The sequence below is a fragment of the Streptomyces sp. WAC04114 genome, from assembly GCF_019733245.1.
Taxonomy (GTDB): Bacteria; Actinomycetota; Actinomycetes; order Streptomycetales; family Streptomycetaceae; genus Streptomyces; species Streptomyces massasporeus_A.
This window is the reverse complement of the sequence record NZ_JAIGQA010000031.1, coordinates 24390-45681: the sequence shown is the minus strand read 5'-3', so window position 1 is coordinate 45681 and position 21292 is coordinate 24390. Positions and strand designations below refer to the sequence as shown.

The window sequence follows — 21292 nt, the reverse complement described above, 5'->3', positions numbered from 1 at the left end:
AAAGGCGATATGTCAACCGAGCCGCGTGGGGACGACGCCCTGACCTCCGAGGAGATCCCGAGCCGCACGAACAGCTTCGTGGGCGAGCCGCACGACGTGACAGGTGCGCGACTGGCCGCGGAGGAGTTCTTGCGTGATCTGGCACGCTCCGCCCCGCCCTCTGCCCCCGAGTACTGGGACGACATCCTGCTGGTGGTAACGGAACTGGCCGCCAACGCGGTCCAGTACGCCCCGGGTCCGTTCGCGCTGCGGATGCGCCGGACCTTCGACGGGGTGCATGTGGTCCTGCACGACACCAGCACCACGGAGCCCGCCCCCCGCCCCTTCGATCCGCGCAGCGGCGGCGGGGGCATCGGCTGGCACCTCATCCACACGCTGTGCGACCAGGTGAGCGTGGTGGCCGACGACCGCGGCAAGGACGTGCACGTGTTCTTGCCCTGGTGAGTCTCGCCGGGGTGAGTCCTGCCTCGGTGAGCTTCTCCCCCGACGAGCCGGGAGCGTCACGGGCGCTGTGCGCCCGTGACCGGCTCAGACCGAGGCCGTCTCGCGCGGCGGCAGCCGGTCGTAGTAGTCCCCCACGGCCCGCAGGTACTCCTGGTCCCTCGTCTCGCTGTCGGTCTGGAAGCGGGGCGCCGCCTTGGCGTCCGCCCTGCTGCAGGCAAGTGTGACCTTCCTCCCCTGTGTGTCGATGCCGGTGACCACTCCGGCCGGCACCAGGACGCTGCGGCCGAACACCCAGACACCGGTGTCGACGACCAGGTGCCGCATGTCGTGCGGGGCGGCCTCCCGGTCCACGTGCCCGATCGTGCCGTCGGTCGCGGCGACGGCGTACCCGGTCAGGTCCTGCCCCTCGGTGTGACCGCTGTCCGGCGCGTACGACCAGATTCTGTCGATGGCCACGCTGCCCCATCCTCCCTGGCGATGTGCTGATCGCGATTGCTGCGGCGGACGCCTCGCGCCCGACCCGTTCCACAGCAGCAATTACCCTGCTGCCGCAAGCGCATTCGGCGCACACACCTGCGACCGCGGGCGACTTCCTCGGGCCCGGTCCCGACGATGTTTCGGCAAGCGGTGCATGGAGGGTGGTTTCCGGGGTATTCGCGGGGGCGCGGTGACATCCGAAGCCCGTCAGCGAAGGGAGGCGCATGAGAATCGGCATTCGAGCCCGGAGAACGACCGGGGTCCCCTCGCACCGCGGTCATCCCCAGAGGTGACCAGCCCAGGCCGTAGCACTTCTTGGAGGTAATCCGTGCCCCTCGCCCAGAACCCGCTGTCCGTGGAAGTCGAACTGCCCCGTCCGGACGTGGCCCTGATCACGGTCGACGGCTACCTGGACGTCGACACCGCGACCGAGTTCCAGGCCCATCTGGCCAACCAACTCCACCACGGCCGACGGCATTTCCTCATCGACCTCTCGTCCGTGCCCTTCATGGACTCGTCCGGGATGAACATCATTCTCCGGGTGTACCAGGAGACCCGTAAGACCGAGGGCAGCGTGCACGTCATCAGCCCGACGCCGGCCGTGCGGCGCATCCTCGATCTGACCGGCGTCAGCATCACGGTGCCGATATCGGAGAGCGTCGACGAGGCCCTGGCCCGTGTCGACGCGGAGCCGGACCTCCCGGAGGAGCCGAGCGTCTGACGGTCCGGGTCCCCTCGGGCACGGCGCCGGCGAAGACCGGTGCGTCCGGTGCCCTCGCTCCGCCGTGCCCGGACGACGGATCACTCTCCGCACGCCGCGAACGGCGGGCGCCCAACGCCGTTTCCCCGAACCGGATCTCTTGCCCCGGAGCCGGTGTCGTGCGAGGTCGGCGCATGGTTAGAGTTGTCGCCCGGCAAGTGTCACATCGCCGTCTCGTTGCAAGAAGCGGGCTCGGTCGACGCAACGCGGATGAGGAGAGAACCAGGTGCCGGAGCACGAAGCGGACGGACAGCTCGCCACGCCCACCGACGAGGTCAGGGACTTCCTGCACCGCCGATGTGAGCAGATCGCCCAGCGGTGGGCGGACGAGCCCTTGTTCCGCACCGTGTTCACCGTCTCGCGCGACGAGGCGGTGGAAGCGGGCAAGGTCATCGTGGACGCACTGGCCCAGGTGGCCGACTCGGGCCAGGTGGAGGACCCGGACGCCGCCGGATTCAGCGCCGTGCGCGAGCAGCTGGGCCGGATGGGAGCGGCCCGCTCCCGCGCCGGGCTGTCCAACACCCAGATCTCCAGCGAGCTGGCGGCTCTGCGACCGCCCGTGGAGAACTTGCTGGCCGCCGATCTGGAGCAGGCGCCCCCCGAGCACCTGCGGGCCTGTTCGACCGCGCTGACGGTACTGATGGGCACCCTGCGGCTGGTGGCCATGCAGACCGCGCTGAGCGAATGGCAGGCGCTCAGCGACCGGCAGCGGATGCAGCTGATGGAGGTGGCCACGCCCGTCATCCGGCTGTGGGACGGCATCGTGGCCGTGCCGCTCATCGGAACGCTCGACAGCGCCCGCAGCCAGATCGTGATGGAGACGCTGCTGAACGCCGTCGTCGACCAGCGCGCGCGGTTCGCGATCCTCGACATCACCGGCGTGCCGACGGTCGACTCACTGGTGGCACAGCACCTGATGAAGACGGTCGCCGCGGCGCGCCTCATGGGCGCCCAGTGCATCGTCTCGGGCATCCGCCCCGCCATCGCCCAGACCATCGTGCATCTCGGCCTGGACCTGGACGTGATCACCCGTGCGAGCCTCGCCGACGCGCTGGGGTACGCGCTGCACCAGCTCGGCGCGGACATCGTGAACCCGGGTGCGGGTCTGCGGTGAACGACGCCCACCCCCACCCTGCGACCGGCCATGTGCCGGTCCTCCGGCTCGGCGACGTCCTGCTGGTCACGCTCCAGGGGGACCTGCACGACAGCACGGCGCAGCAGCTCCAGCAGGACCTCTCGGAGACCATTTCCCGTACCGGGGTGCGCGGGGTCCTCATCGACATCTCCGGTGTGGAGATCGTCGACTCCTTCCTCGGCCGGGTGCTGGCCGAGATCGCCGCGCAGTCCAAGCTGCTGGCCGCGCGCACCGTGGTGGCCGGCATGCGCCCGGCTGTCGCCATCACCCTGGTCGAACTGGGTCTGACGCTGCCGGGGCTGAGCACCGCACTCAGTACCGAGGCGGGGATGGAACTCCTCGCGCAGCAGGCCCCGTTGACCCGTCCCGGCAGCCCGCGTCAGGAGAGTCCGTGATGCACACCGCCGCGGGCGTCGAGGCCTGCCTGCCCATCCGGTCGGACATGGACCTGGTGTGGGTGCGACAGCACGTACGGCAGGCCGCTGCCCTGCTCGGCTTCGGCCTGGTGGACCAGACCAAGCTCGTCACCGCGGCCAGCGAGCTGGCCCGCAACACTCTGGTGCACGGCGGTGGCGGACAGATGGAGGCGACGCAGGTCGGCGGGGCGGGTGCGCAGGGGCTGCGGCTGGCCTTCAGCGACGACGGGCCGGGCATCGCCGACCTCGACCTGGCACTGAGCGACGGCTACACCTCCGGCGGCGGTCTGGGGATGGGGCTGAGCGGCGCGCGGCGGCTGGTGCACGACTTCGACATCGACACCACGCCGGGCTCGGGCACGACCGTGCGGGTGACCTGCTGGGTGGGCCGGCCGCCGCGTCCGCGTGAGGAGGTCTGATGCCGCGCGTGTGGGACGTGCCGGTGCGCGACTCGACCCGGGTGCGCGACGCCCGGGTCGCGGCCGAGGGCGCCGCCGCGATGGCCGGGCTGGACGAGCGGCGCACCGCGGCGGCCGCGCTGGTCGCGACCGAGCTCGCCACCAATCTGCTGAAGCACGCCGAGGGTGGCCAGGTGCTCATCGACGTCGTGGCTCCGCCGGTGCTGCGGGAGGGCCGGGAGGGGTCCCGGACGGTGCAGATCGCCGCGATCGATCACGGCCCGGGCATCGCGGACGTGCCCGCGGCGCTGCGTGACGGCTTTTCCACGAGCCGCTCGCTCGGCGCGGGCCTCGGTACGTGCCTGCGCCTGTCCGACGAGTTCGCCCTGCACAGCGTCCCCGGCAGCGGCACGGTCGCGGTGGCCCGCGTGGGCACGACGCCCCGGGGCGGTGAGGCGTCGGTGCGGCCCGAGGACGGTGCCGCCGACGGCGGTCGGTGGCCCGGCGGCGAGCCGCCGTTCGGCGCGGTGGCCTGCGGCGGCCTGACGGGCCACGCGACGGCGGGCCTCACCGGACAGGGTCAGGGCGCCACCGGCGGTATCGCGCCCGCGGCAGACCGTGCGCACGGGTCGTACACGACGCCGGGCCACGCCCACCCGGGAACGGGCGCGCCGGTCCCTCCGACGGCAGCGAGCCACGCTCCTCGGGACACCGGAACGAGGGACCCTCGGGCGACGCGGACACGCGGCCTCACGGACCCGGGCATCCCGGTCCCACAGGCGGCACCGCCCCACGGCCTCACGGACGCCGGTGCCGATCCGGGCCGCCGAACGGCACCGTTCGGCGACTTCCCCGACCCCGGCACCGCCCCGCAGAACCGATCCTTGCCGGTCACCGGAGTACGGGCCGGTGGGGTCAACATCCCCTACGGCGGAGCCGAGTACTCGGGAGACGCCTGGGCGTGGGTGCGGGCCGGGGACCGGGTGACGCTGATGCTGGCGGACGGGCTGGGGCACGGGCCCGAGGCCGCGCGGGCCTCGTCCGCCGCGGTCACGGCGCTGTACCGCTGGGCCCACCTCTCCCCCGCCGAGTCGCTGGGGCGCCTGCACGACGCGCTGAAGGGCACGCGTGGCGCGGCCGTCGCGATGGCCCAGCTCGACCTGTCGGCCGGGCGGCTGCGGTTCGCCGGCATCGGCAACGTCGGGGCGCGACTGCACACCGGCGGCTCCTGGCACGCCCTGCTGTCGCGGCCCGGCATCGTCGGGGTGCACCGGCCCGCCACCCTCCGTGAGGAGGAGGCCGACTGGACGGACGACCCCCTGCTGATCCTGCACACCGACGGCCTGCCCAGCCGCTGGACACCGCCGGCCGGCCCCTGGCTGGCCGCGGCGGACCCGGCCGTGACGGCCGCCGTGACGATACGTGACGCCAGCAGTCCCGCCCGGCCGGTGCGGGACGACACGGCCGTGGCCGTGCTGACCTCGACCCCGCCGGAACGCCCATGATGCGCACTTGGCAGATCACCACCGTCACCGACGCGGCCCGGGCCCGCATCTCGCTCGCGCGCCTGGCCGCCGCGTACGGTGTGCCCACCGTCGAACGGACCCGGCTCGCCACCGCCCTCAGCGCCCACCTGCGCCAGTGCCTCACCAAGGGCGGCACCTGGCGGCTCACCATCGACCTGGCGGGCTCCCCCGCCGAGGAGGGCCTGCTGCACGCCGTGGTGACCCCGTCGCCGGAGGCGTGCGCCGCCGGGGAGCCGCTCTGGGAGGTCACCGTCCCCTGCCCCGAGGCGGCCGAGGCCGCCGAGGACGGCACCGTCGTCGACGACCCCGCCGCCCTGTCGGAGGCGCTGCTCGGTGCGGACGAGGACACGGCCGTGGTGCTGGACAAGCTCACCGAGCAGGAGGACCTGGTCCTCTTCCACCGCGAGGAGCTCCACCAGACCAATCAGGGCGTCCTGGCGCTGCACGCCGAGCTGGACGCGGCCGGGCGGGCCCAGCGCGAGGCCTTCGCCGCCGAGCGCACCGCCCGCAACGAGGCGGAGAGCGCCCGGCGCAGGCTGATGTTCCTCGCGGACGCGAGCGCCGTGCTGACGGCGTCGCTGAACCACGAGGAGATCGTGCGCCGGCTGCCGGACCTGCTGGTGCCGGAGTACGCGAGCAGCGTCGACGTGTGGCTGTTCGACCACGAGGAGGACAGGAACCGCTCGGCGCCGCGTCCGGCCGCGGCCGTGGTCGCGGCCCGTACCGGGCGGCCCCAGTACGCCGCCGACCATCCCGGCAACCTGCCCGGCGTGGAGGACCAGCCACCGTCGGCGCTGGAGCCCGGGCGGCCGCTGCTGTGTGTGCCGCTGCCGACGCGGCGGGCGCCGCTGGGGGTGCTGACGCTGTCGCCGCCCGGTGCGCGCTGGGACCCGGACGACGCGGTGATGCTGATCGAGCTCACGCGGCGGGCCAGCATCGCGATCGACAACGCCCGGCGCTTCGAGCACAACCGCGACATCGCCGAGACATTGCAGCGCGCCCTGCTGACGGATCTGCCCACCACGCCCGGTCTCAGCCTGGCGGCACGGTATCTTCCGGCCACGCACGGACTGAACATCGGCGGTGACTGGTACGACGCGTTCCCCCAGCGGGACGGCGGTCTCATCACCGTCATCGGAGACGTGACCGGGCACGGGCTGCACGCTGCGGTGATGATGAGCCAGCTGCGCACCGCGCTGCGGGCCTACGCCGTCGACGGCGACAGCCCGGGCCGGCTGCTGACCCGGCTGCACCGGTTCCTGCACCATCTCCAGCCGGACCTCTACGCCACCGCCGTCATCGCCCGGTTCCACCCGGACGAGCCCACGCTGACCTGGGCCGCGGCGGGGCATCCGCCGCCGGTGCTGCGGCTGCCCGACGGCACCGTGCGCACCCTCGACGCCAAGCCCGGCGCGATGCTCGGCATCCCGCTCACCCAGGAGATCGCCGACCACACGGAGCAGCTGGAACCCGGCTCGACGCTCGCGCTGTACACGGACGGGCTGGTGGAGCGGCGTGCGCAGGGCATAGACCCGGGGATCGAGCGGCTGGCCACGGCGCTCGGCGGGTTCCGTTCGGCGGAGCTGGGCGCGGATCTGGAGGGGTCGGCGGACCGCTTGCTGCATCCGTTGCTGAGCGATTCCGAGCGGGACGACGACGTGTGTCTGTTGCTCTGTCATTTCCAAGGCCGCGCCCGCTCCTGACGGCGGGTCCGGCCGGCCCGGTGTGCACGCGTTCTTCACTCCCGCCTGGTGCTTTTCGGCCATGGTGCGGGCATGGTGGTGATCGACGCGTTCGTCTGCCTGCCGCGTCCGACTGGCGCACCGGCGGGGCACACGGTGGGATCGAAAGGGTGCGAACCGGCGATCCAGGGGCAGTCGGAAGGCGTTCGAGGCAGACCGCCTGGAGCCGCAGAAAGGGATGAACACCGTGACACGACCCAGGATCCTGGTGGTTGGCGCAGGCTTCGCCGGCGTGGAGTGCGTCCGCCGTCTGGAACGGAAACTCTCCCCGGAGGAGGCCGACGTCACGCTGGTGACGCCGTTCGCCTACCAGCTCTACCTGCCGCTGCTCCCCCAGGTCGCCTCCGGCGTGCTGACGCCGCAGTCGATCGCCGTCTCCCTGCGCCGCAGCAAGAAGTACCGCACGCGGATCATTCCGGGCGGCGCCATCGGTGTGGACCTGAAGTCCAAGGTCTGCGTCATCCGCACCATCACCGACGAGATCGTCGACGAGCCGTACGACTACATCGTGCTGGCGCCCGGCAGCATCACCCGGACCTTCGACATCCCGGGGCTGACGGACTACGCGTTCGGGATGAAGACGCTCGCCGAGGCGGCGTACATCCGTGACCACGTCATCTCGCAGCTGGACCTGGCCGACGCCAGCCACGACCCCGTGGAGCGGGCCTCGCGGCTGCAGTTCGTGGTGGTCGGCGGCGGTTACGCGGGCACCGAGACCGCGGCGTGCCTGCAGCGGCTGACGCATGCCGCGGTCCAGCGCTACCCGCGCCTGGACCCGAGTCTCATCAAGTGGCACCTGATCGACATCGCCCCGAAGCTGATGCCGGAGCTGGGCGACAAGCTCGGCAGCAGCGCGCAGGAGATCCTGCGCCGGCGGGGCATCGAGATCTCCCTGGGCACCTCCATCGCCAAGGCGGGCCCCGAGGAGGTCACCTTCACCGACGGGCGCGTGATCCCGACCCGCACGCTCATCTGGACCGCCGGGGTCGTCGCCAGCCCGCTCATCGCCACGCTGGGAGCGGAGACCGTCAAGGGGCGGCTCGCGGTGGCCCCCGAGATGAATCTGCCCGGCGAGGACGGGGTGTTCGCGCTCGGCGACTCGGCCGCCGTGCCCGATCTGGCCAAGGGGGACGGCGCCATGTGCCCGCCCACCGCGCAGCACGCCATGCGGCAGGGCAAGCACGTCGCCGACAACGTCATCGCGTCGCTGCGGGGCCAGGTGCTGAAGCGTTACGTCCACAAGGACCTCGGGCTCGTCGTCGACCTCGGCGGCACCGACGCGGTGTCCAAGCCGCTGGGCATCGAACTGCGCGGGCTGCCCGCCCAGGCCGTGGCCCGCGGCTACCACTGGTCGGCGCTGCGCACCAACGTGGCCAAGACGCGGGTGATGACGAACTGGCTGCTCAACGCGGTCGCCGGCGACGACTTCGTACGGACCGGGTTCCAGGCCCGCAAGGCCGCGCGGCTGAAGGACTTCGAGTACACCGACGCCTATCTGACACCGGAGCAGGTGCGGGAGCGGGTCGAGGGATCCCGGCCGGAGTAGCACCGGGCCGGGCGGAGGCTTCCGCTCGTGGCATGTCATGCTGAGATACGGATCTTGGTGTGAGTCGGGAGAGAGTGCGGCGGCGTGAGGGCAGCGGGACGCGCGGTGCGGGCACGACTGCGGGACCGGATCGCGGCGTCCGACCCAGGTCTGCTGCGTCTGACGGCCGGGTTGCGGACGGTCGGCGCGATCGCACTGACCGTGGCCGTGCTCTCCCTGTTCGGCGCCGACGTGCACATTCTGGTGGCGGGGGCCATTGCGGCGATGGTCGCCACCTTCGCCATCCGGGAGAAGCAGCTCGGGCCTCAGGCCGTGACCCTGGCGCTGGGGCTTCCGGTGGCCCTGGCCTCGGTGTCCCTGGGGGCGGTGCTCAGCTCGCGGGTCGTGGTCGGTGACGTCTTCTTCGTCGTCCTGATCTTCTGCGCGGTCTACGGCCGCCGGTTCGGCGACCGGGGCACCGCGCTGGGGCTGATCGGCTTCCAGGTCTACTTCCTGTCGCTGTTCGTCGGCGCCACCGTCGAGACGCTGCCGGAGCTGTGCGGTGCCATGGCCCTGGCGTTCTGCTCCAGTGCCCTGATGCGCTTCGCGGTCGTGCCAGCGACGCCCACGGGTGTACTGCTGCGGCTGCGCTCGGCGTTCCGTGCCCGGCTGGCCCAGCTGGTGTCCGCGCAAGCAGAACTCCTCGACGCCCCCGCGGAGGAGATGGACAAGGCGCTGAAGGCCCTGCGCGACGGCACCGCGCGGCTGCACGAGACGGCCATGATGATCCAGGGGCGGCTGGAGGAGGGCACCCCGGACGAGTCGGCGGCACGGCTGGTGCAGCGCAGGATCGCCGACGCCGAGATCGCCGCCGAGCGGCTCGGCCTGCTGCTGCTGACCGCCCGCACCGCCGAACGGGCCGACACACTGACCCTGCACCTGCCGGGCGCGCCCGCACCGACGCTCGCCGGTCCGGACATGCCGGACGAGGCCGGCGCCAGGCTCCGCCGTGATCTGCTGGCGCTGCACACCCTGGTGCTGCGGGCGGGCAGTGGCGACGCGGGCACCGGGCTGGCCCAGGTGCGCAACCGGCTCCTCGGCTACCGGGACGAGGAGAACCTGCCGCCCGCGTCGCCGGCGCTCCAGGACGTCTTCCGCGGCATCGGCGAGTCGGCCCGCTCCGTGCTCGGGCTGCGTATCGCGCTGGACGGCCCTCAGGACGAGTCGGACGACTCGCCGGCGACGGCCCGTTCCCGTGAGGAACTGGACGCCGAGGACGCCGCGATCGACGGCGGCGGCGAGGAGGCCGAGCAGGAGGAGCAGACCGGACTGCGGCGGCCCACCACCCGTGCGGCCGTGCAGGTCGCCGTCGGCTCGTCGCTGGCGATCGTGGGCGGCGAGCTGCTGTCCACGCAGCGCTGGTACTGGGCGGTGCTGACGTGCTGGATCGTCTTCATCAACACGTCGTCGACGGGCGAGATCCTGGTCAAGGGGTACCGGCGGCTGCTGGGGACGGTGTTCGGCGTCGTGGCCGGCATCGTGCTGGCGGGCCTGGTCGGCAACAACACCTGGACCGCGTTCGCCCTGGTCCTGGTGCTGATCTTCGCGATGTTCTACTCGGCGCCGCTGTCGTACACCCTGATGTCGTTCTTCGTCACCGCGATGCTCGGGCTGCTGTACACGCTGCTGCACACCTACAGCCTCGATGTGCTCGTGCTGCGCATCGAGGAGACGGCGCTCGGCGTGGCCTGCGGGGTGGTGGCGGCGGCGCTGGTGCTGCCGGTGCAGACGGACCGCCGTACGAACGAGCTGCTCGGCACCGTGCTGGAGCGGCTGGCCGAGGTCACGGAGGCCGCCGTCGGCCAGCTCAGTGGCGGACCGGCGGACGAGCTGCTGGACAAGGCGCGCGACCTGGACCAGGCGCTGGCGGATCTGCGGGCCGCGACCCAGCCGCTGACCCACCCCGTCACGCCGCTGCGGACCCGGCGCGACACGGCCCGGTACGTGGTGGCGCTGCTGGAGACGTGCGCGTACCACGCGCGGACGCTGGCGGCGACCGCCGAGCTGCTGCCCACGCATCCCTCGATCGCTGCGGACCCGCGACTGCGCGGGGCCGCCGGGCGCACGGTCCGCAACATCGAGACCATCGCGGCCCGGGTCGCCGACGAGCACGCGGACGCGCAGGTCGAGGTCGGGCCGAGCATCGCCTCCCTGCTGGGGTCCGACGCCGGCACACCGCGCTACGGCCGCATCACCGACCGCGTGCTGCGGCATCTGGAGCGGCTGGACGAGGCCGTGGTGGGTCTGGCCCGGCCGCTCAGGGTGCCGGTGGCGGCGCCCAAAGGGTGACCGAGGAGCGCGAGCGGCTGCCCGTCAGAAGTCCGTGGGCAGTCCGCTCACCTTGGCGATGCCCCGCAGTTCCTCGGTCTGCTTGTGCCGGTCACGGATGTAGTCGGCGATCTCGCCGAGGCGGACGGGGTCGGACGCGGTGGTGGCGTCCGTGACGATCCTGACCGGCCCGGTGTCGTCGACGTCGAGTTCGACCACTTCGTTGTCCAGGCGGCCGGTGACGGCGGTGGCGATGACGAGGGCCACCTCGTCACGGACCTCCTGCGGCAATTCGTCGTCGCCCTCGGGATCGAGCGCGAAGTCGAGGCTGGACAGGCGTTCCTCTTCGATCGCCTCGAGGACGGGTTCCACCGCGCGCATCAGAAGGCGGTAGTCCTCCGTGTCCATCCGGATGCGCAGGAGGTCCAGGTACGCGTCCACGGGCCGGCCGTCGCCATGCGGAATCTCGGAATCGCTCATTGGCATCGTGTTCCCCGCAGAACGCGGCTCAGACGCGTCGCCACCGAGCCATGGCGAACGAGAACACTCCGAAGAGCACCAGCCCGGCCGCGACGCAGACCAGCAGCCAGGGGCCCAGCGGGGTGTCGGCGAAGGTGCGCAGGGTGTCGTCCAGGCCCTTGGCCTTGTCGGGTTCGTAGTCGATGGCGGCGCGCACGGCGAAGACCCCGGCCACCGCGAACACCAGCCCGCGGGCGGCGCCGCCGGCCACGCCGGTGACGTCCACCAGCTGCCGCGTCCGCCGGCTCATCTGCCCCAGCCGGAGCTTGTCGTGGTACTTGCGCAGCACCGCGCGTACGGCGATCCAGCCGCCCGCCACCACGATCCCGATGCCGGCGGCGCCGACCAGCCACTGTCCGGCGGGTATCTCCAGGGCCCTGGCCGTGGCGTCCCGGGACTGCTGGTCGCTGGATCCGCCGCTCTGGTGGCGGCTGACGGCGAACGTCAACACCGAGTAGGCGACGAAGACGTAGAAGACGAAGCGGGCCGCCGCCATCAGCCGCTTGCGGGCGCTGCGGCCGTCCTTGCCGACCGAGCCGAAGAGCACTTCGGACAGCCGCCACAGGGCCATGCCGACGAGCCCGATGCCCAGCGCCCACAGCAGCACCGCTCCGAAGGGCTTCTGCGCCAGTTCCTGCAGGGCTCCCCCGCGGTCGGCCTGCCGGCCGGTGTCGCCGAAGGCGATCTGCAGGGCCAGCGCTCCGACGAGCAGATAGATCACGCCCCGGGCGGCGAACCCCGCCCGTGCCGCCCCCTCGGTCACCGAACCCCGCGCCATCCGCCGGGCCCGGAAACGACCGCTCTGTGCCATCGCACTCGTGTTCATGTCGACCTCCCGGCAGTGCGGATGCCCCGGGTCGGCGTTCACACACCCTCCACAGCCCCCGGACCAGGGGGTTCCGGTTCCTGTGCCGCCTCAGGTCCGCCGGAAACTCGATCCGCGGCCGGCGCGGCCGAGGGTGTGCAGGTACTCGAGGGCGTCCAGGACCACCGTGCGGTCGTGCCAGGCCAGCCAGCGGCCCGCCTGGCAGCCGACGGTGTCGAGGGTCTGGGTCTGGGCCGTGGTCAGTGCGCCCAGGGTCCGGTCCACGTGGGCCGAGACCATGCCGACGCAGAGCCCGGACTCGGTCGTCAGCGGGACGCTGTGGCAGGCCCGGCTGCCCGCCGCGAGGATGGCCCGCCGGGCCTGGCGCCACGTCGGTGAGGACGGCACGCCCTGTGCGCAGGCCGCCCGGGACGTCGCCCAGGTCACCGTGCGGCCGACGACCGCCAGCGTGGAGCTCAGCACGCCCTTCAGGACGGCACCGCGGCTGCCGGACCCCCGGACCGGTGCGCCCGGGTGAACGTCAGGTCGGGTTCCGGCCCGCGGACGCGCCGCGGGAACCACAGCGTCTCGGGCCCGTCGGGGCGCGGTGCGGTCACCAGGAAGCCGGCCAGGGTGCGCAGCTTGACGTTGTACCGCTGCGACGCCAACTGCATCAGCGCGAAGGCGCTCTCCGCATCGGGCAGCGCGTACCGCTCCCGCACGATGCCCTGTACCTGGGAGATCAGCGGGCGGACACGGGCCCGGGCCCGTGTCCGCCCGGCTGTGGACACGGGACTCCCTGGGTGTCGATGACGTGACGCGAACGGGCCCGGCCGCGGCTTCCGCCGTCGGCCGGGCCCTCGTTCCGCTTCGCCTTCCCCGTCGCGTCAGCACCACACGCGCATCAGACGGGCTCCGGCACGCGCATCAGACGGGCTCCGGGGTCGGAATGCGCTGTCCGGTCTCCGGAGCGGCCGTTTCCCGGGCCGGTGCGGGCGCTGCCGCCAGCCACTGGTGAGCGGCCTCCAGGGCACGCCTGACGTCCCGGGTGCCGGTGGACACGCACAGCGTGTACGCCAGGTCGCGTGCCCTGGGATTCGGCTCCGCCGGGCCGTCGGCGGCCTCGGCGGCCGCCAGGGCCTCGTACTCGTCGACGAGTCGGCGCAGCACGGTGGGGTGGGGCCTCAGCATGGTCGTTCGCTCCTCAAAAGGGTCGGGTGGTCAGGCCGTCGTGGAGGGACCGCCGCTGCCCCGGTTGCCCGTCCGCTGCCCCAGGACCTCGTCGCGCACCCGGGCGCAGCTGCGGCTGATGAGGCGGGAGACGTGCATCTGCGAGATGCCGAGGTGGTCGGCGATGCGGCTCTGGGTCATGTCCTCGAAGAAGCGCATGTAGAGGATGGCCCGTTCGCGCTCCGGCAGACGGCGCAGGCCCTCCTTGGCGGACTCGCGGTCCACGACGATGTCGTAGGAGGAGTCGGCCGCGCCGAGGGTGTCGGCGAGGCTGTAGCCGTCGTCGTCGGCCGAGAGTTCGGCGTCCAGCGACAGGGTGCTGAAGCTGTCCAGGGCCTCGAGCCCGGCGTTGACCTCTTCCTCGGTCAGGCCGGTGTGGGTGGCGAGGTCTGCCACGGAGGGCTCGGGGCTGCCCGGGTTCTGGGTGAGTTCGCGGCGTGCCACCCGCACCTTGTTGCGCAGTTCCTGCACACGGCGGGGGACCCGCAAGGCCCACATGCGATCCCGGAAGTGCCGCTTGACCTCACCGGTGATGGTCGGGACGGCGTAACTCTCGAAGGCACCCCGGCTCGGGTCGAACCGGTCGATGGCCTTGACCAGGCCCAGCGCGGCGACCTGACGGAGATCCTCGATCGACTCGCCGCGGTCGCGGAAGCGGCCGGCGATGCGGTGGGCCATGGGCAGCCACAGGGTGACCAGTTCGTCGCGGACGGCCTCCCGCTCGGGACCCTCGTCCAGTTCCGCCATCCGGGCGAAGAGGGCGGCTGTGTCGGGGGCGTCGTCGTGACGCCGACGGGAAGCGGTGGTCGTCGTTTCGGGCGTGCCGGGACGATGGGTGGGCGTTTCGATGAGCATGCGGATTCGCTCCTGAACGGTGGTTTCAGGGACTGACCGCGGGAAGGTCGCCGCCCGGATCGCCTGGAGGCCTCCGGGGTAGCGATACCGCTCCCGCTGGGGCGCCTCCGGTCCGAAGCACGAATGTGCGTCTGCCCTTGACCCGGGGGAACAAACTCCGCTTTGCAGTGCAATCTGTCGGGCACCGGTTCACGGGGCGTTCAGGACAGGGGTACGACGGCTGTGATGCACTTGCCCCCGGCGGGCAGGTCCGACACCCGGACGTCACGGGAGAGCCGGCAGACGATGGGCCAGCCGTGGCCTCCGTGCCGCAGCCGTCCGTGCGGGTCGGTGCGCGGCACGGTCACGGGGAGCGCGTCGCTGCGGTCGCTCACCGAGACGCGCACACGGGGGCCGTCGACGTCCACCTGGAAGTCGGTGACACCGCCACCGTGCAGGATCGCGTTCGTCGTCAGTTCCGAGACGACGAGCAGCGCGTCGGACAGGGCGTCCGTGTCGCACATGGTGTGGGTGGCGCGGCAGCGTTCGGCCACGGCCCGCTCCACGGCCCGGCGCGCCTCGGCGGGTTTGCTCGGCCGGGCCCGGTGAGCTCCGGGCGGCTCGAATACGGATTCGATCATGTGCTCCTCGCACATTCTGCAGCTCCCTGACAGCACAGACGGATACCGGGCCCGGACCGCGTTCCATGGCTGCCCGCACGGGCTCGCCCGGAACTCACGGACCCCCTGCTCGCTCGACCTGCCACGGCGCCCGGGGGGCGCTCCGCGCGAGCGCCGCGGTCGTACTCTTCGGCTCACCTCTCCCCGCAACTGCAAACCTCGGGTGCGGCCGGAAGGCCTAAAACACCTCGGACGGTCGTGGGCCGGTGCCATCTCCGGCGGCTGGGCGGGTACGCGGTGTGCATGACCGATGTGGTGGATTCGGATGAGTTGCTGCGGCGTATCCGGCGGGCGAGGGATTGCGCGGTGCAGGAGGAGCGGACGTGGCGGACCAGGAGCGAGGAGCTGGATGCGACCGACCCGCAGGGAGCCCGGGACGCGACCGTGCGGCAGATGTCCTACGAGGCGGTGCTGCGGGTCCTGGACGAGATCGTGACCCCGGGCAAACACGGCCCGGAGGACTGACCGGGCTGAGGCCGGTGCCCGTGCGGGCGGCAGCCGGATTGCGGGGGCACACGCCGGGACCCGGCGCGCATGACTGCCGACCACACGCGAGCACCGGTTCTGGAAGCCCTGGACGAGTACCGACGCAAGGGGCATCTGTCGGTCACTCCCCCCGGGCACAAGCAGGCCCGGCGGCGCCGATCCGGCGGTCCGGGAGATCCTCGGTGACGCGGTGTTCCACCGGGACGTGCTGGCCTCGGGCGGTCTGGACGACCGGCTCACCCGGGGCCGGGTGCTGCAGCGGGCCCAGGAGCTGATGGCCGACGCGGTGCACGCCGAACACACGTACTTCAGCACGTGCGGGAGTTCCCTGTCGGCGAAGGCGGCGATGCTGTCGGCCGCCGGGCCGCACGAGAAGCTGCTGATCGGGCGTGACGCCACAAGTCCGTGGTGGCGGGGCTGATCATCTCCGGTATCGAGCCGGTCTGGGTCGAGCCCCGGTGGGACGCCGAGCGGAACCTCGCCCATCCCCCGTCCGCCGAGGAGTTCGGCCAGGCCTTCGAGGCGCATCCGGACGCGCGCGGCGCGCTGGTCACGAGTCCCACGCCGTACGGCGGTTGCGCGGACCTGCGGGCCATCGCCGATGTCTGTCACCGGCGCTCGCGGCCGCTGATCGTCGACGAGGCGTGGGGTGCGCATCTGCCGTTCCACCCGGATCTTCCGTCCTGGGCGATGGACGCGGGCGCGGACATCTGCGTGACCAGCATCCACAAGATGGGCAGCGGTCTGGAGCAGGGCTCGGTCTTCCACCTCCAGGGCGACCTGGTGCCGCCGGAGCTCCTGGGGATGCGGGCGGACCTGCTGGGCACCACCAGCCCGTCGGTGCTGATCTACGCGGGCCTGGACGGCTGGCGGCGGCAGATGGCACGGCACGGCGAGGAGCTGATGGGCGGTGCGCTGGACCTCGCGGCCGGGGTCCGGGCCGCCATCGAGGAGATCGACGGACTGCACGTCAACGACCGGGACGACTTCTGCGGCCCCGGCCTGTCCGACGACCTCGACCCGCTGCCCGGCGTCATCGACCTCACCGGACTCGGGATCACGGGCTTCCAGGCGGCGGACTGGCTGCGCGAGCACCGGCACATCGACGTGCACCTGGTGGACCACCGCCGCATCGGCGCGCAGATCACCCATGGCGACGACCGGGAGACCACCGGGCAGCTGCTGGAGGCGCTGCGGGACCTCGCGCGTGTCGCGCCGGACCTGCCCAGGGCGCCGCGGGTGAAGGATGCCCTCCCCGGCGGAGCTGCGGATGGAGCAGGCGGTGCTGCCCCGGGACGCCTTCTTCGGCGTGGCCGAGTCCGCGCCGGTGGCCGAAGCGGCGGGGCGGATCGCGGCCGAGATGATCACGCCGTATCCCCCGGGCATCCCCGCGGTCCTCCCGGGCGAGCGCCTGACGGAGCCGGTGCTCGCGTACCTGCGGACGGGGCTGGACGCGGGCATGAACCTGCCCGACCCGGAGGATCCGGAGCTGGAGACGATCCGGGTGCTCGCGGAGTGACCCGGAAGTGAAACGGGTCACGCAACCGGGTCCTGGGTGCGCACACCCCCGCTAGATGGTTTATCGTTCACTCATACGTGGTGACGGAGTCGACCCCTCGTCCTCCGTGCATCACCGCAGTACGGCCCTGGCTGGTCTCCCCCGTCCAGCCAGGGCTTTTTCATGCCCGGACGGTCCGTCGCAAGAAGTCTCGTACGCCGAGGTGCCCAAGGCCCCACCAGCCGCTGAAATGGGATGGGGACAGCACCGCAGTCGACCGCCCGGCGAGGAGCTCCGCATGACCAAAGCGATCAAACTCCTGACCGCCCTGCCTCCGCCACAGCGGCAGCGCCTGATGACGCTCGCCCGGGAGGTGTCCTTTCCCGAGGACGCCCGGATCTTCGAGGAGGGCGGCCCGGCCGACCGCTTCTGGGTCATCCGCTCCGGCGCGGTCTCCCTGGACCAGCAGGTCAGCTCCCTGCGGCGGGTGACCGTGGCCAGCCTCGGCGCGGGCGACCTGCTCGGCTGGTCGTGGCTGTTCCCGCCGTACGTCTGGGACTTCGGCGCGGTGGCCTTCAGCCCGGTGCGGGCCTACGAGTTCGACGCGCGGGCCGTACTGAAGCTGTGCGAGGAGGAGCCGGAACTCGGGCTGATGCTGGTGCGCAACGTCGCCGAGGTGCTCGCGCACCGGCTGGAGATGACCCGGGGCAAGCTGATGGAGCAGTACACCCTGCACCGGCGCGGGGCGCTGTGAGACGTCAGACGCGGTAGCGCCGCAGCGCCGGTACGGCGGCGGCCAGCACCAGCATCACCACGACGACCAGGAGCCCGCCGCCCGCGACGGCGGTGCGGGGGCCGAAGGCGGATCCCGCGGTGCCGTGCAGCACGTCGGCGAGACGGGGGCCGCCGGCCACGACGACGGTGAACACGCCCTGCATGCGTCCGCGCATCTCGTCGGTGGCGGCGGACAGCAGGATCGCCCCGCGGAAGACCATGGAGACCATGTCGGCCACCCCGGCGAGGGCGAGGAACGCCACCGCGACCCACAGGTTGCGGCTCAGCCCGAAGCCCGCGATCGCCACGCCCCAGGCGACCACCGCCCCGATCACCATCCAGCCGTGCCGCCGGGCCCGGGAGAAGGTGCCGGAGAACAGCCCGCCCAGCACGGCGCCGATGGGGATCGCCGCGAACAGCAGGCCGAGCGCGAGGCCTTCGCCGTACGGGGCGTAGGTCTGGGAGGCGAGCTGCGGGAAGAGGGCGCGGGGCATGCCGAGGACCATGGCGATGATGTCGGCGAGGAACGACAGCAGCAGCACCGTGTGCCCGGAGATGTAGCGGAATCCGGCGGCGATCTCCTTCACGCCCGCGCGCCGCACCGCCGTGCCGGCCAGGGGCGGCAGCGCCGGCAGCCGGTACACCGCCCACACCGTCACGCACAGGGCCAGGGCGTCGATGAGGTACAGCTCGGGCAGCCCGATGACGGGAATGAGGGCGCCGGCGAGCAGGGGGCCCGCCACCTGCCCGGTCTGCATCACGGTCGAGCCGAGGGCGCCCGCGGCGGGCAGTTCGTCCTCGGGGACCAGCCGGGCTATGGAAGCGGTGCGGGCCGGCGCGTTCAGGCCCCAGAAGGCCTGCTGCACGGCGAGCAGCAGCATGAGGGCGCCCACCGATTCCAGGCCCACGAAGGCCTGGAGCCAGAACAGCAGGGAGGTGACGGCGATGCCGCTGTTGGTGATCAACAGCAGCTTGCGCCGGTCCATGGTGTCGGCGATCGCCCCGCCCCACAGCGCGAACACGATCAGGGGCACGAGGCCGGCCAGGCTCGCGGCGCCGACCCATGCCGAGGAGCCGGTGAGGTCGTAGATCTGCTTGGGGACGGCGACGGCGGTGAGCTGGCTGCCGACGGCCGTGACGATGGTCGAGCCCCACAGTCGCCGGTAGGCGGGACGGCGCAGGGGGCGGGTGTCCATGGCCCAGCGCCGCAGGCCCCGGCGGCGGGGTGCCTGCGGTTCGGGTTCCCGCTCTTCGGTGGTGCTCTCGCTCGCGTCCACGCGCCGCTTCCTCGATGCTCGCTACATCTTTCCGGGCGTGGATCACTATCGCACCAGCCTGCCGGTGCCCCGCGGCCGAGGTGTCAGCTTCCGACGATGAGTACGGCGCCGAGCACGATCATCGTGGCGGCGACCAGACCGTCCAGCACGCGCCAGGCGGCGGGCTTGGCGAGGAAACGGCCGAGCAGCCGGGCGCCGAACCCGAGGCCGGTGAACCAGCACAGGCTGGCCAGCACCGCGCCGAGGCCGAAGGTCCAGCGCAGCTCGCCGTGGTCGGCGGCGACGGAGCCCAGCAGGAAGACGGTGTCGAGGTAGACGTGCGGGTTGAGCCAGGTCATCGCCAGGCAGGTGAGCACGGCCCTGCGTACCGATCCGGCCGCCTCCCCCTCCGTGCGCAGGGCGTCGCCGCCGGGCCGCAGTACCCGGCGGGCGGCCAGCGCGCCGTAGACCAGCAGGAACGCGCCGCCGATCCAGCCGACCGCGGTCAGGGCGGCCGGCCACTTCACCACCACCGCGCCGACCCCGCCGACCCCGAGCGCGATCAGCGCCGCGTCCGACAGGGCGCAGATGGCGACCACGGCGAGGACGGCCTGGCGGCGGATTCCCTGGCGCAGGACGAAGGCGTTCTGTGCGCCGATGGCGACGATGAGGGACAGTCCGGTGCCGAAACCGGCGGCGCCGGCGGTGAAGGTGCTGGTCATGGCGTCGACGCTACGGAAGCGTCCCATCCGGGTCCAGCTAAGGATTCTTACGTATCATTAGCACGCATGATGATTACCGATCTCCCGCTGGACCAGGTGCGGACCCTGCTCGCCGTCGTGGACGAGGGGACCTTCGACGCGGCGGCGGCCGCGTTGCATGTGACGCCGTCGGCGATCAGCCAGCGGGTGAAGGCGCTGGAGCAGCGCACGGGGCGGGTCCTGCTGCTGCGGACCAAGCCGGTACGGCCGACCGAGTCGGGTGAGGTGCTGGTGCGGCTGGCCCGCCAGGTGGCACGGCTGGAGCACGACGCCTACGCGGAGCTGGGGCTGGCCGACACCGGCGAGCCGATCCGGGTGTCCGTCGCAGTGAACGCGGACTCGCTGGCCACCTGGTTCCTGCCGGTGCTCTCGCGCGTGCCGCAGGAGCCGCGGCTCTGCTTCGAGTTGCGCCGCGAGGACGAGGACCACACGGCGGCCCTGCTGCGGGAGGGCGTGGTGATGGCCGCGGTGACCTCGTCGCCGGACCCCGTGCCGGGCTGCTCCGTGCGGTCGCTCGGGCGGATGCGCTACCTCCCCGTGGCGGCGCCGGACTTCGCCGCGCACCATCACGGCGGGCCTCTGGCGCAGGTGCTCACGGAGGTGCCCGTGGTGGTCTTCGACCGGCGTGACGACTTCCAGGACGGCTTCGTCCGCCGGCTCACCCGGGGGCGGAGCGGCGCGAGCGCGCTGCGGCACTACGTGCCGACCTCGGAGGGGTTCGTCGAGGCCGTGGCCGCCGGGCTGGGGTGGGGCCTGGTGCCGGAGCCCCAGGCGGATCCGCTGCTGCGCGACGGCCGGCTCGTCGGCATCGCCCCGGCCCGCGCGGTCGACGTGCCGCTCTACTGGCAGCAGTGGAAGCTCGACTCACCGGCGCTGGCCCAGGTCGCGGACACGGTGACGACGACCGCGGCGGAGGCGCTGCGGGGCTGAGGCTCAGTCGCGGATGCCCTCCAGTCGGGCCGCCGCGCTGTCCAGCAGCATCTCCAGGGCCGTCGGGTAGGCGCTGGTGAGCATCCGGGTGGCGAGCAGGGGCGCCGCCTCGGCGATGCGGGGATGGGTGGTGGCGGGCAGGCGGGCGTACGTCGAGCGCCACATGTCCTCGTCGGCGTGCAGCGAGTCGCTGGGCAGGGCGAGCGAGGCTGCGTCCAGCGCGGCGAAGGCCAGGGTCTGGTCGATGAAGGCGTGGTAGATGCGCACGGTGTCGGGCAGGGGGAAACCGGCCCTGCGCAGGACGTCCAGGACGGCCTCGTCCGCGGCGAGCTCGTGGGCCCTGCCCGTGACGCGGTTGGTGGTGAGCAGGGCGGCCTGCGGATGGGCGAGGTAGGCGGCGTGGATGCGCAGCCCGAAGGACCGCAGGTCCGCCCGCCACTCCCCCGTGGGCCGCCAGCCCGCCAGGGCCTGGCCGATGAGCGCGTCGCCGATGGCGAGGGTCAGGTCGTCCATGCCGCGGAAATACCGGTAGAGCGTGCTCGGGTCGGCGTCCAGGGCGAGGCCGAGCCGGCGGGCGGTCAGTCCGGCGCTGCCGTGTTCGCGCAGCATGCGCAGCGCGGTCTCGACGATCAGCTCCTCGGACAGCACGGTCCCGCTCCTGGTGGGCCTGCGCCGGCGACGTTTCTCCTCGGGCACCACGGGCTTGGGCACGACGTCTCCCTCCTTATGCCAACGCCATTGACCTTATGACACGGGGCGGCGTTTCAT

The 21292-nt window shown here is 72.5% G+C and carries 22 protein-coding genes and 3 pseudogenes; 14 read left to right on the top strand and 11 right to left on the bottom strand.

Annotation, left to right across the window (positions count from 1 at the left end; genetic code table 11):
* The first annotated feature begins 9 nt into the window (after positions 1–9).
* The gene (locus tag K4G64_RS11730; RefSeq protein ID WP_030844024.1) at positions 10–444 is read left to right on the top strand and encodes an ATP-binding protein; all 435 of its coding nucleotides are present in this window, start codon (positions 10–12) and stop codon (positions 442–444) included.
* An 84-nt stretch (positions 445–528) separates the two neighbouring features.
* Here K4G64_RS11730 and K4G64_RS11725 read toward each other — a convergent pair whose 3' ends face one another.
* Positions 529–900, bottom strand: a complete 372-nt coding sequence (locus K4G64_RS11725) for a PRC-barrel domain containing protein (protein ID WP_185013767.1) — start codon at positions 898–900, stop codon at positions 529–531.
* Between the two features lie 349 nt (positions 901–1249).
* On the opposite strand from K4G64_RS11725, the gene K4G64_RS11720 reads away from it, so the two are divergent.
* The 9 genes and pseudogenes from K4G64_RS11720 (at position 1250) to K4G64_RS11680 (ending at position 10772) form a co-directional block, all read left to right on the top strand.
* Positions 1250–1642, top strand: coding sequence for an STAS domain-containing protein (locus K4G64_RS11720; protein WP_221755963.1), 393 nt, complete (start codon positions 1250–1252; stop codon positions 1640–1642).
* Positions 1643–1907: 265 nt separating this feature from the next.
* Positions 1908–2795: an STAS domain-containing protein gene (locus tag K4G64_RS11715; RefSeq protein WP_221755962.1), complete on the top strand. Its 888-nt coding sequence runs from the start codon at positions 1908–1910 to the stop codon at positions 2793–2795.
* Positions 2792–3211 carry an STAS domain-containing protein gene (locus K4G64_RS11710; protein ID WP_221755961.1) on the top strand — a complete coding sequence of 140 codons (420 nt, stop codon included), beginning with the start codon at positions 2792–2794 and terminating at the stop codon, positions 3209–3211. The genes K4G64_RS11715 and K4G64_RS11710 overlap by 4 nt, the downstream gene beginning before the upstream one ends.
* Positions 3211–3651, top strand: a complete 441-nt coding sequence (locus K4G64_RS11705; protein WP_221755973.1) for an anti-sigma regulatory factor — start codon at positions 3211–3213, stop codon at positions 3649–3651. The genes K4G64_RS11710 and K4G64_RS11705 overlap by 1 nt, the downstream gene beginning before the upstream one ends.
* Positions 3651–4034, top strand: a pseudogene (locus K4G64_RS11700) (ATP-binding protein); the annotation flags it as partial. The gene K4G64_RS11705 and the pseudogene K4G64_RS11700, both read left to right, overlap by 1 nt.
* Positions 4035–4283: 249 nt before the next feature.
* Positions 4284–5135: pseudogene (locus K4G64_RS40110) on the top strand (SpoIIE family protein phosphatase); the annotation flags it as partial.
* On the top strand, positions 5132–6859 hold the full coding sequence (locus tag K4G64_RS11690) for a PP2C family protein-serine/threonine phosphatase (RefSeq protein WP_221755960.1): 1728 nt from the start codon (positions 5132–5134) through the stop codon (positions 6857–6859). The pseudogene K4G64_RS40110 and the gene K4G64_RS11690, both read left to right, overlap by 4 nt.
* Positions 6860–7076: 217 nt before the next feature.
* A complete protein-coding gene (locus K4G64_RS11685; RefSeq protein WP_221755959.1) occupies positions 7077–8444 on the top strand; it encodes an NAD(P)/FAD-dependent oxidoreductase in 1368 nt (455 codons plus the stop codon).
* Between the two features lie 84 nt (positions 8445–8528).
* Entirely contained in the window at positions 8529–10772 is a 2244-nt protein-coding gene (locus tag K4G64_RS11680; protein ID WP_221755958.1) for an FUSC family protein, read from the top strand.
* A 24-nt stretch (positions 10773–10796) separates the two neighbouring features.
* Here K4G64_RS11680 and K4G64_RS11675 read toward each other — a convergent pair whose 3' ends face one another.
* The 7 genes from K4G64_RS11675 to K4G64_RS11650 form a co-directional block, all read right to left on the bottom strand.
* Positions 10797–11231, bottom strand: a complete 435-nt coding sequence (locus K4G64_RS11675) for a hypothetical protein (RefSeq protein ID WP_221755957.1) — start codon at positions 11229–11231, stop codon at positions 10797–10799.
* A 28-nt stretch (positions 11232–11259) separates the two neighbouring features.
* Complete coding sequence (locus K4G64_RS11670) at positions 11260–12096, bottom strand: DUF1206 domain-containing protein (RefSeq protein WP_221755956.1); 837 nt, start codon at positions 12094–12096, stop codon at positions 11260–11262.
* Between the two features lie 90 nt (positions 12097–12186).
* Positions 12187–12558, bottom strand: a complete 372-nt coding sequence (locus tag K4G64_RS40105; protein ID WP_260460339.1) for a hypothetical protein — start codon at positions 12556–12558, stop codon at positions 12187–12189.
* Positions 12559–12563: 5 nt separating this feature from the next.
* The gene (locus K4G64_RS40100) at positions 12564–12866 is read right to left on the bottom strand and encodes an ANTAR domain-containing protein (protein WP_308122335.1); all 303 of its coding nucleotides are present in this window, start codon (positions 12864–12866) and stop codon (positions 12564–12566) included.
* 136 nt (positions 12867–13002) lie between these two features.
* Complete coding sequence (locus K4G64_RS11660) at positions 13003–13266, bottom strand: DUF5133 domain-containing protein (protein WP_221755955.1); 264 nt, start codon at positions 13264–13266, stop codon at positions 13003–13005.
* Positions 13267–13296: 30 nt separating this feature from the next.
* Positions 13297–14160 (bottom strand): RNA polymerase sigma factor SigF, encoded by an 864-nt coding sequence (locus tag K4G64_RS11655; RefSeq protein ID WP_221755954.1) that lies wholly within the window; start codon positions 14158–14160, stop codon positions 13297–13299.
* A gap of 200 nt (positions 14161–14360) precedes the next feature.
* A complete protein-coding gene (locus K4G64_RS11650; protein WP_221755953.1) occupies positions 14361–14795 on the bottom strand; it encodes an ATP-binding protein in 435 nt (144 codons plus the stop codon).
* Between the two features lie 267 nt (positions 14796–15062).
* Here K4G64_RS11650 and K4G64_RS11645 point away from each other — a divergent pair, with 267 nt between their 5' ends.
* The 3 genes and pseudogenes from K4G64_RS11645 (at position 15063) to K4G64_RS11635 (ending at position 17557) form a co-directional block, all read left to right on the top strand.
* Entirely contained in the window at positions 15063–15284 is a 222-nt protein-coding gene (locus K4G64_RS11645; RefSeq protein ID WP_221755952.1) for a hypothetical protein, read from the top strand.
* A 69-nt stretch (positions 15285–15353) separates the two neighbouring features.
* Positions 15354–16824, top strand: a pseudogene (locus K4G64_RS41035) (aminotransferase class I/II-fold pyridoxal phosphate-dependent enzyme).
* A 277-nt stretch (positions 16825–17101) separates the two neighbouring features.
* Complete coding sequence (locus K4G64_RS11635; protein ID WP_221755951.1) at positions 17102–17557, top strand: cyclic nucleotide-binding domain-containing protein; 456 nt, start codon at positions 17102–17104, stop codon at positions 17555–17557.
* A gap of 4 nt (positions 17558–17561) precedes the next feature.
* On the opposite strand, the gene K4G64_RS11630 is transcribed toward K4G64_RS11635, so the two are convergent.
* Positions 17562–18854 (bottom strand): MFS transporter, encoded by a 1293-nt coding sequence (locus K4G64_RS11630; protein ID WP_221755950.1) that lies wholly within the window; start codon positions 18852–18854, stop codon positions 17562–17564.
* A gap of 83 nt (positions 18855–18937) precedes the next feature.
* Entirely contained in the window at positions 18938–19555 is a 618-nt protein-coding gene (locus K4G64_RS11625; RefSeq protein ID WP_221755949.1) for a LysE/ArgO family amino acid transporter, read from the bottom strand.
* A 69-nt stretch (positions 19556–19624) separates the two neighbouring features.
* On the opposite strand from K4G64_RS11625, the gene K4G64_RS11620 reads away from it, so the two are divergent.
* The gene (locus K4G64_RS11620; RefSeq protein ID WP_221755971.1) at positions 19625–20524 is read left to right on the top strand and encodes a LysR family transcriptional regulator ArgP; all 900 of its coding nucleotides are present in this window, start codon (positions 19625–19627) and stop codon (positions 20522–20524) included.
* 3 nt (positions 20525–20527) lie between these two features.
* Here the strand turns inward: K4G64_RS11620 and K4G64_RS11615 are convergent, their stop codons facing one another.
* A complete protein-coding gene (locus tag K4G64_RS11615; protein WP_221755948.1) occupies positions 20528–21235 on the bottom strand; it encodes a TetR/AcrR family transcriptional regulator in 708 nt (235 codons plus the stop codon).
* Positions 21236–21292 lie beyond the last annotated feature (57 nt).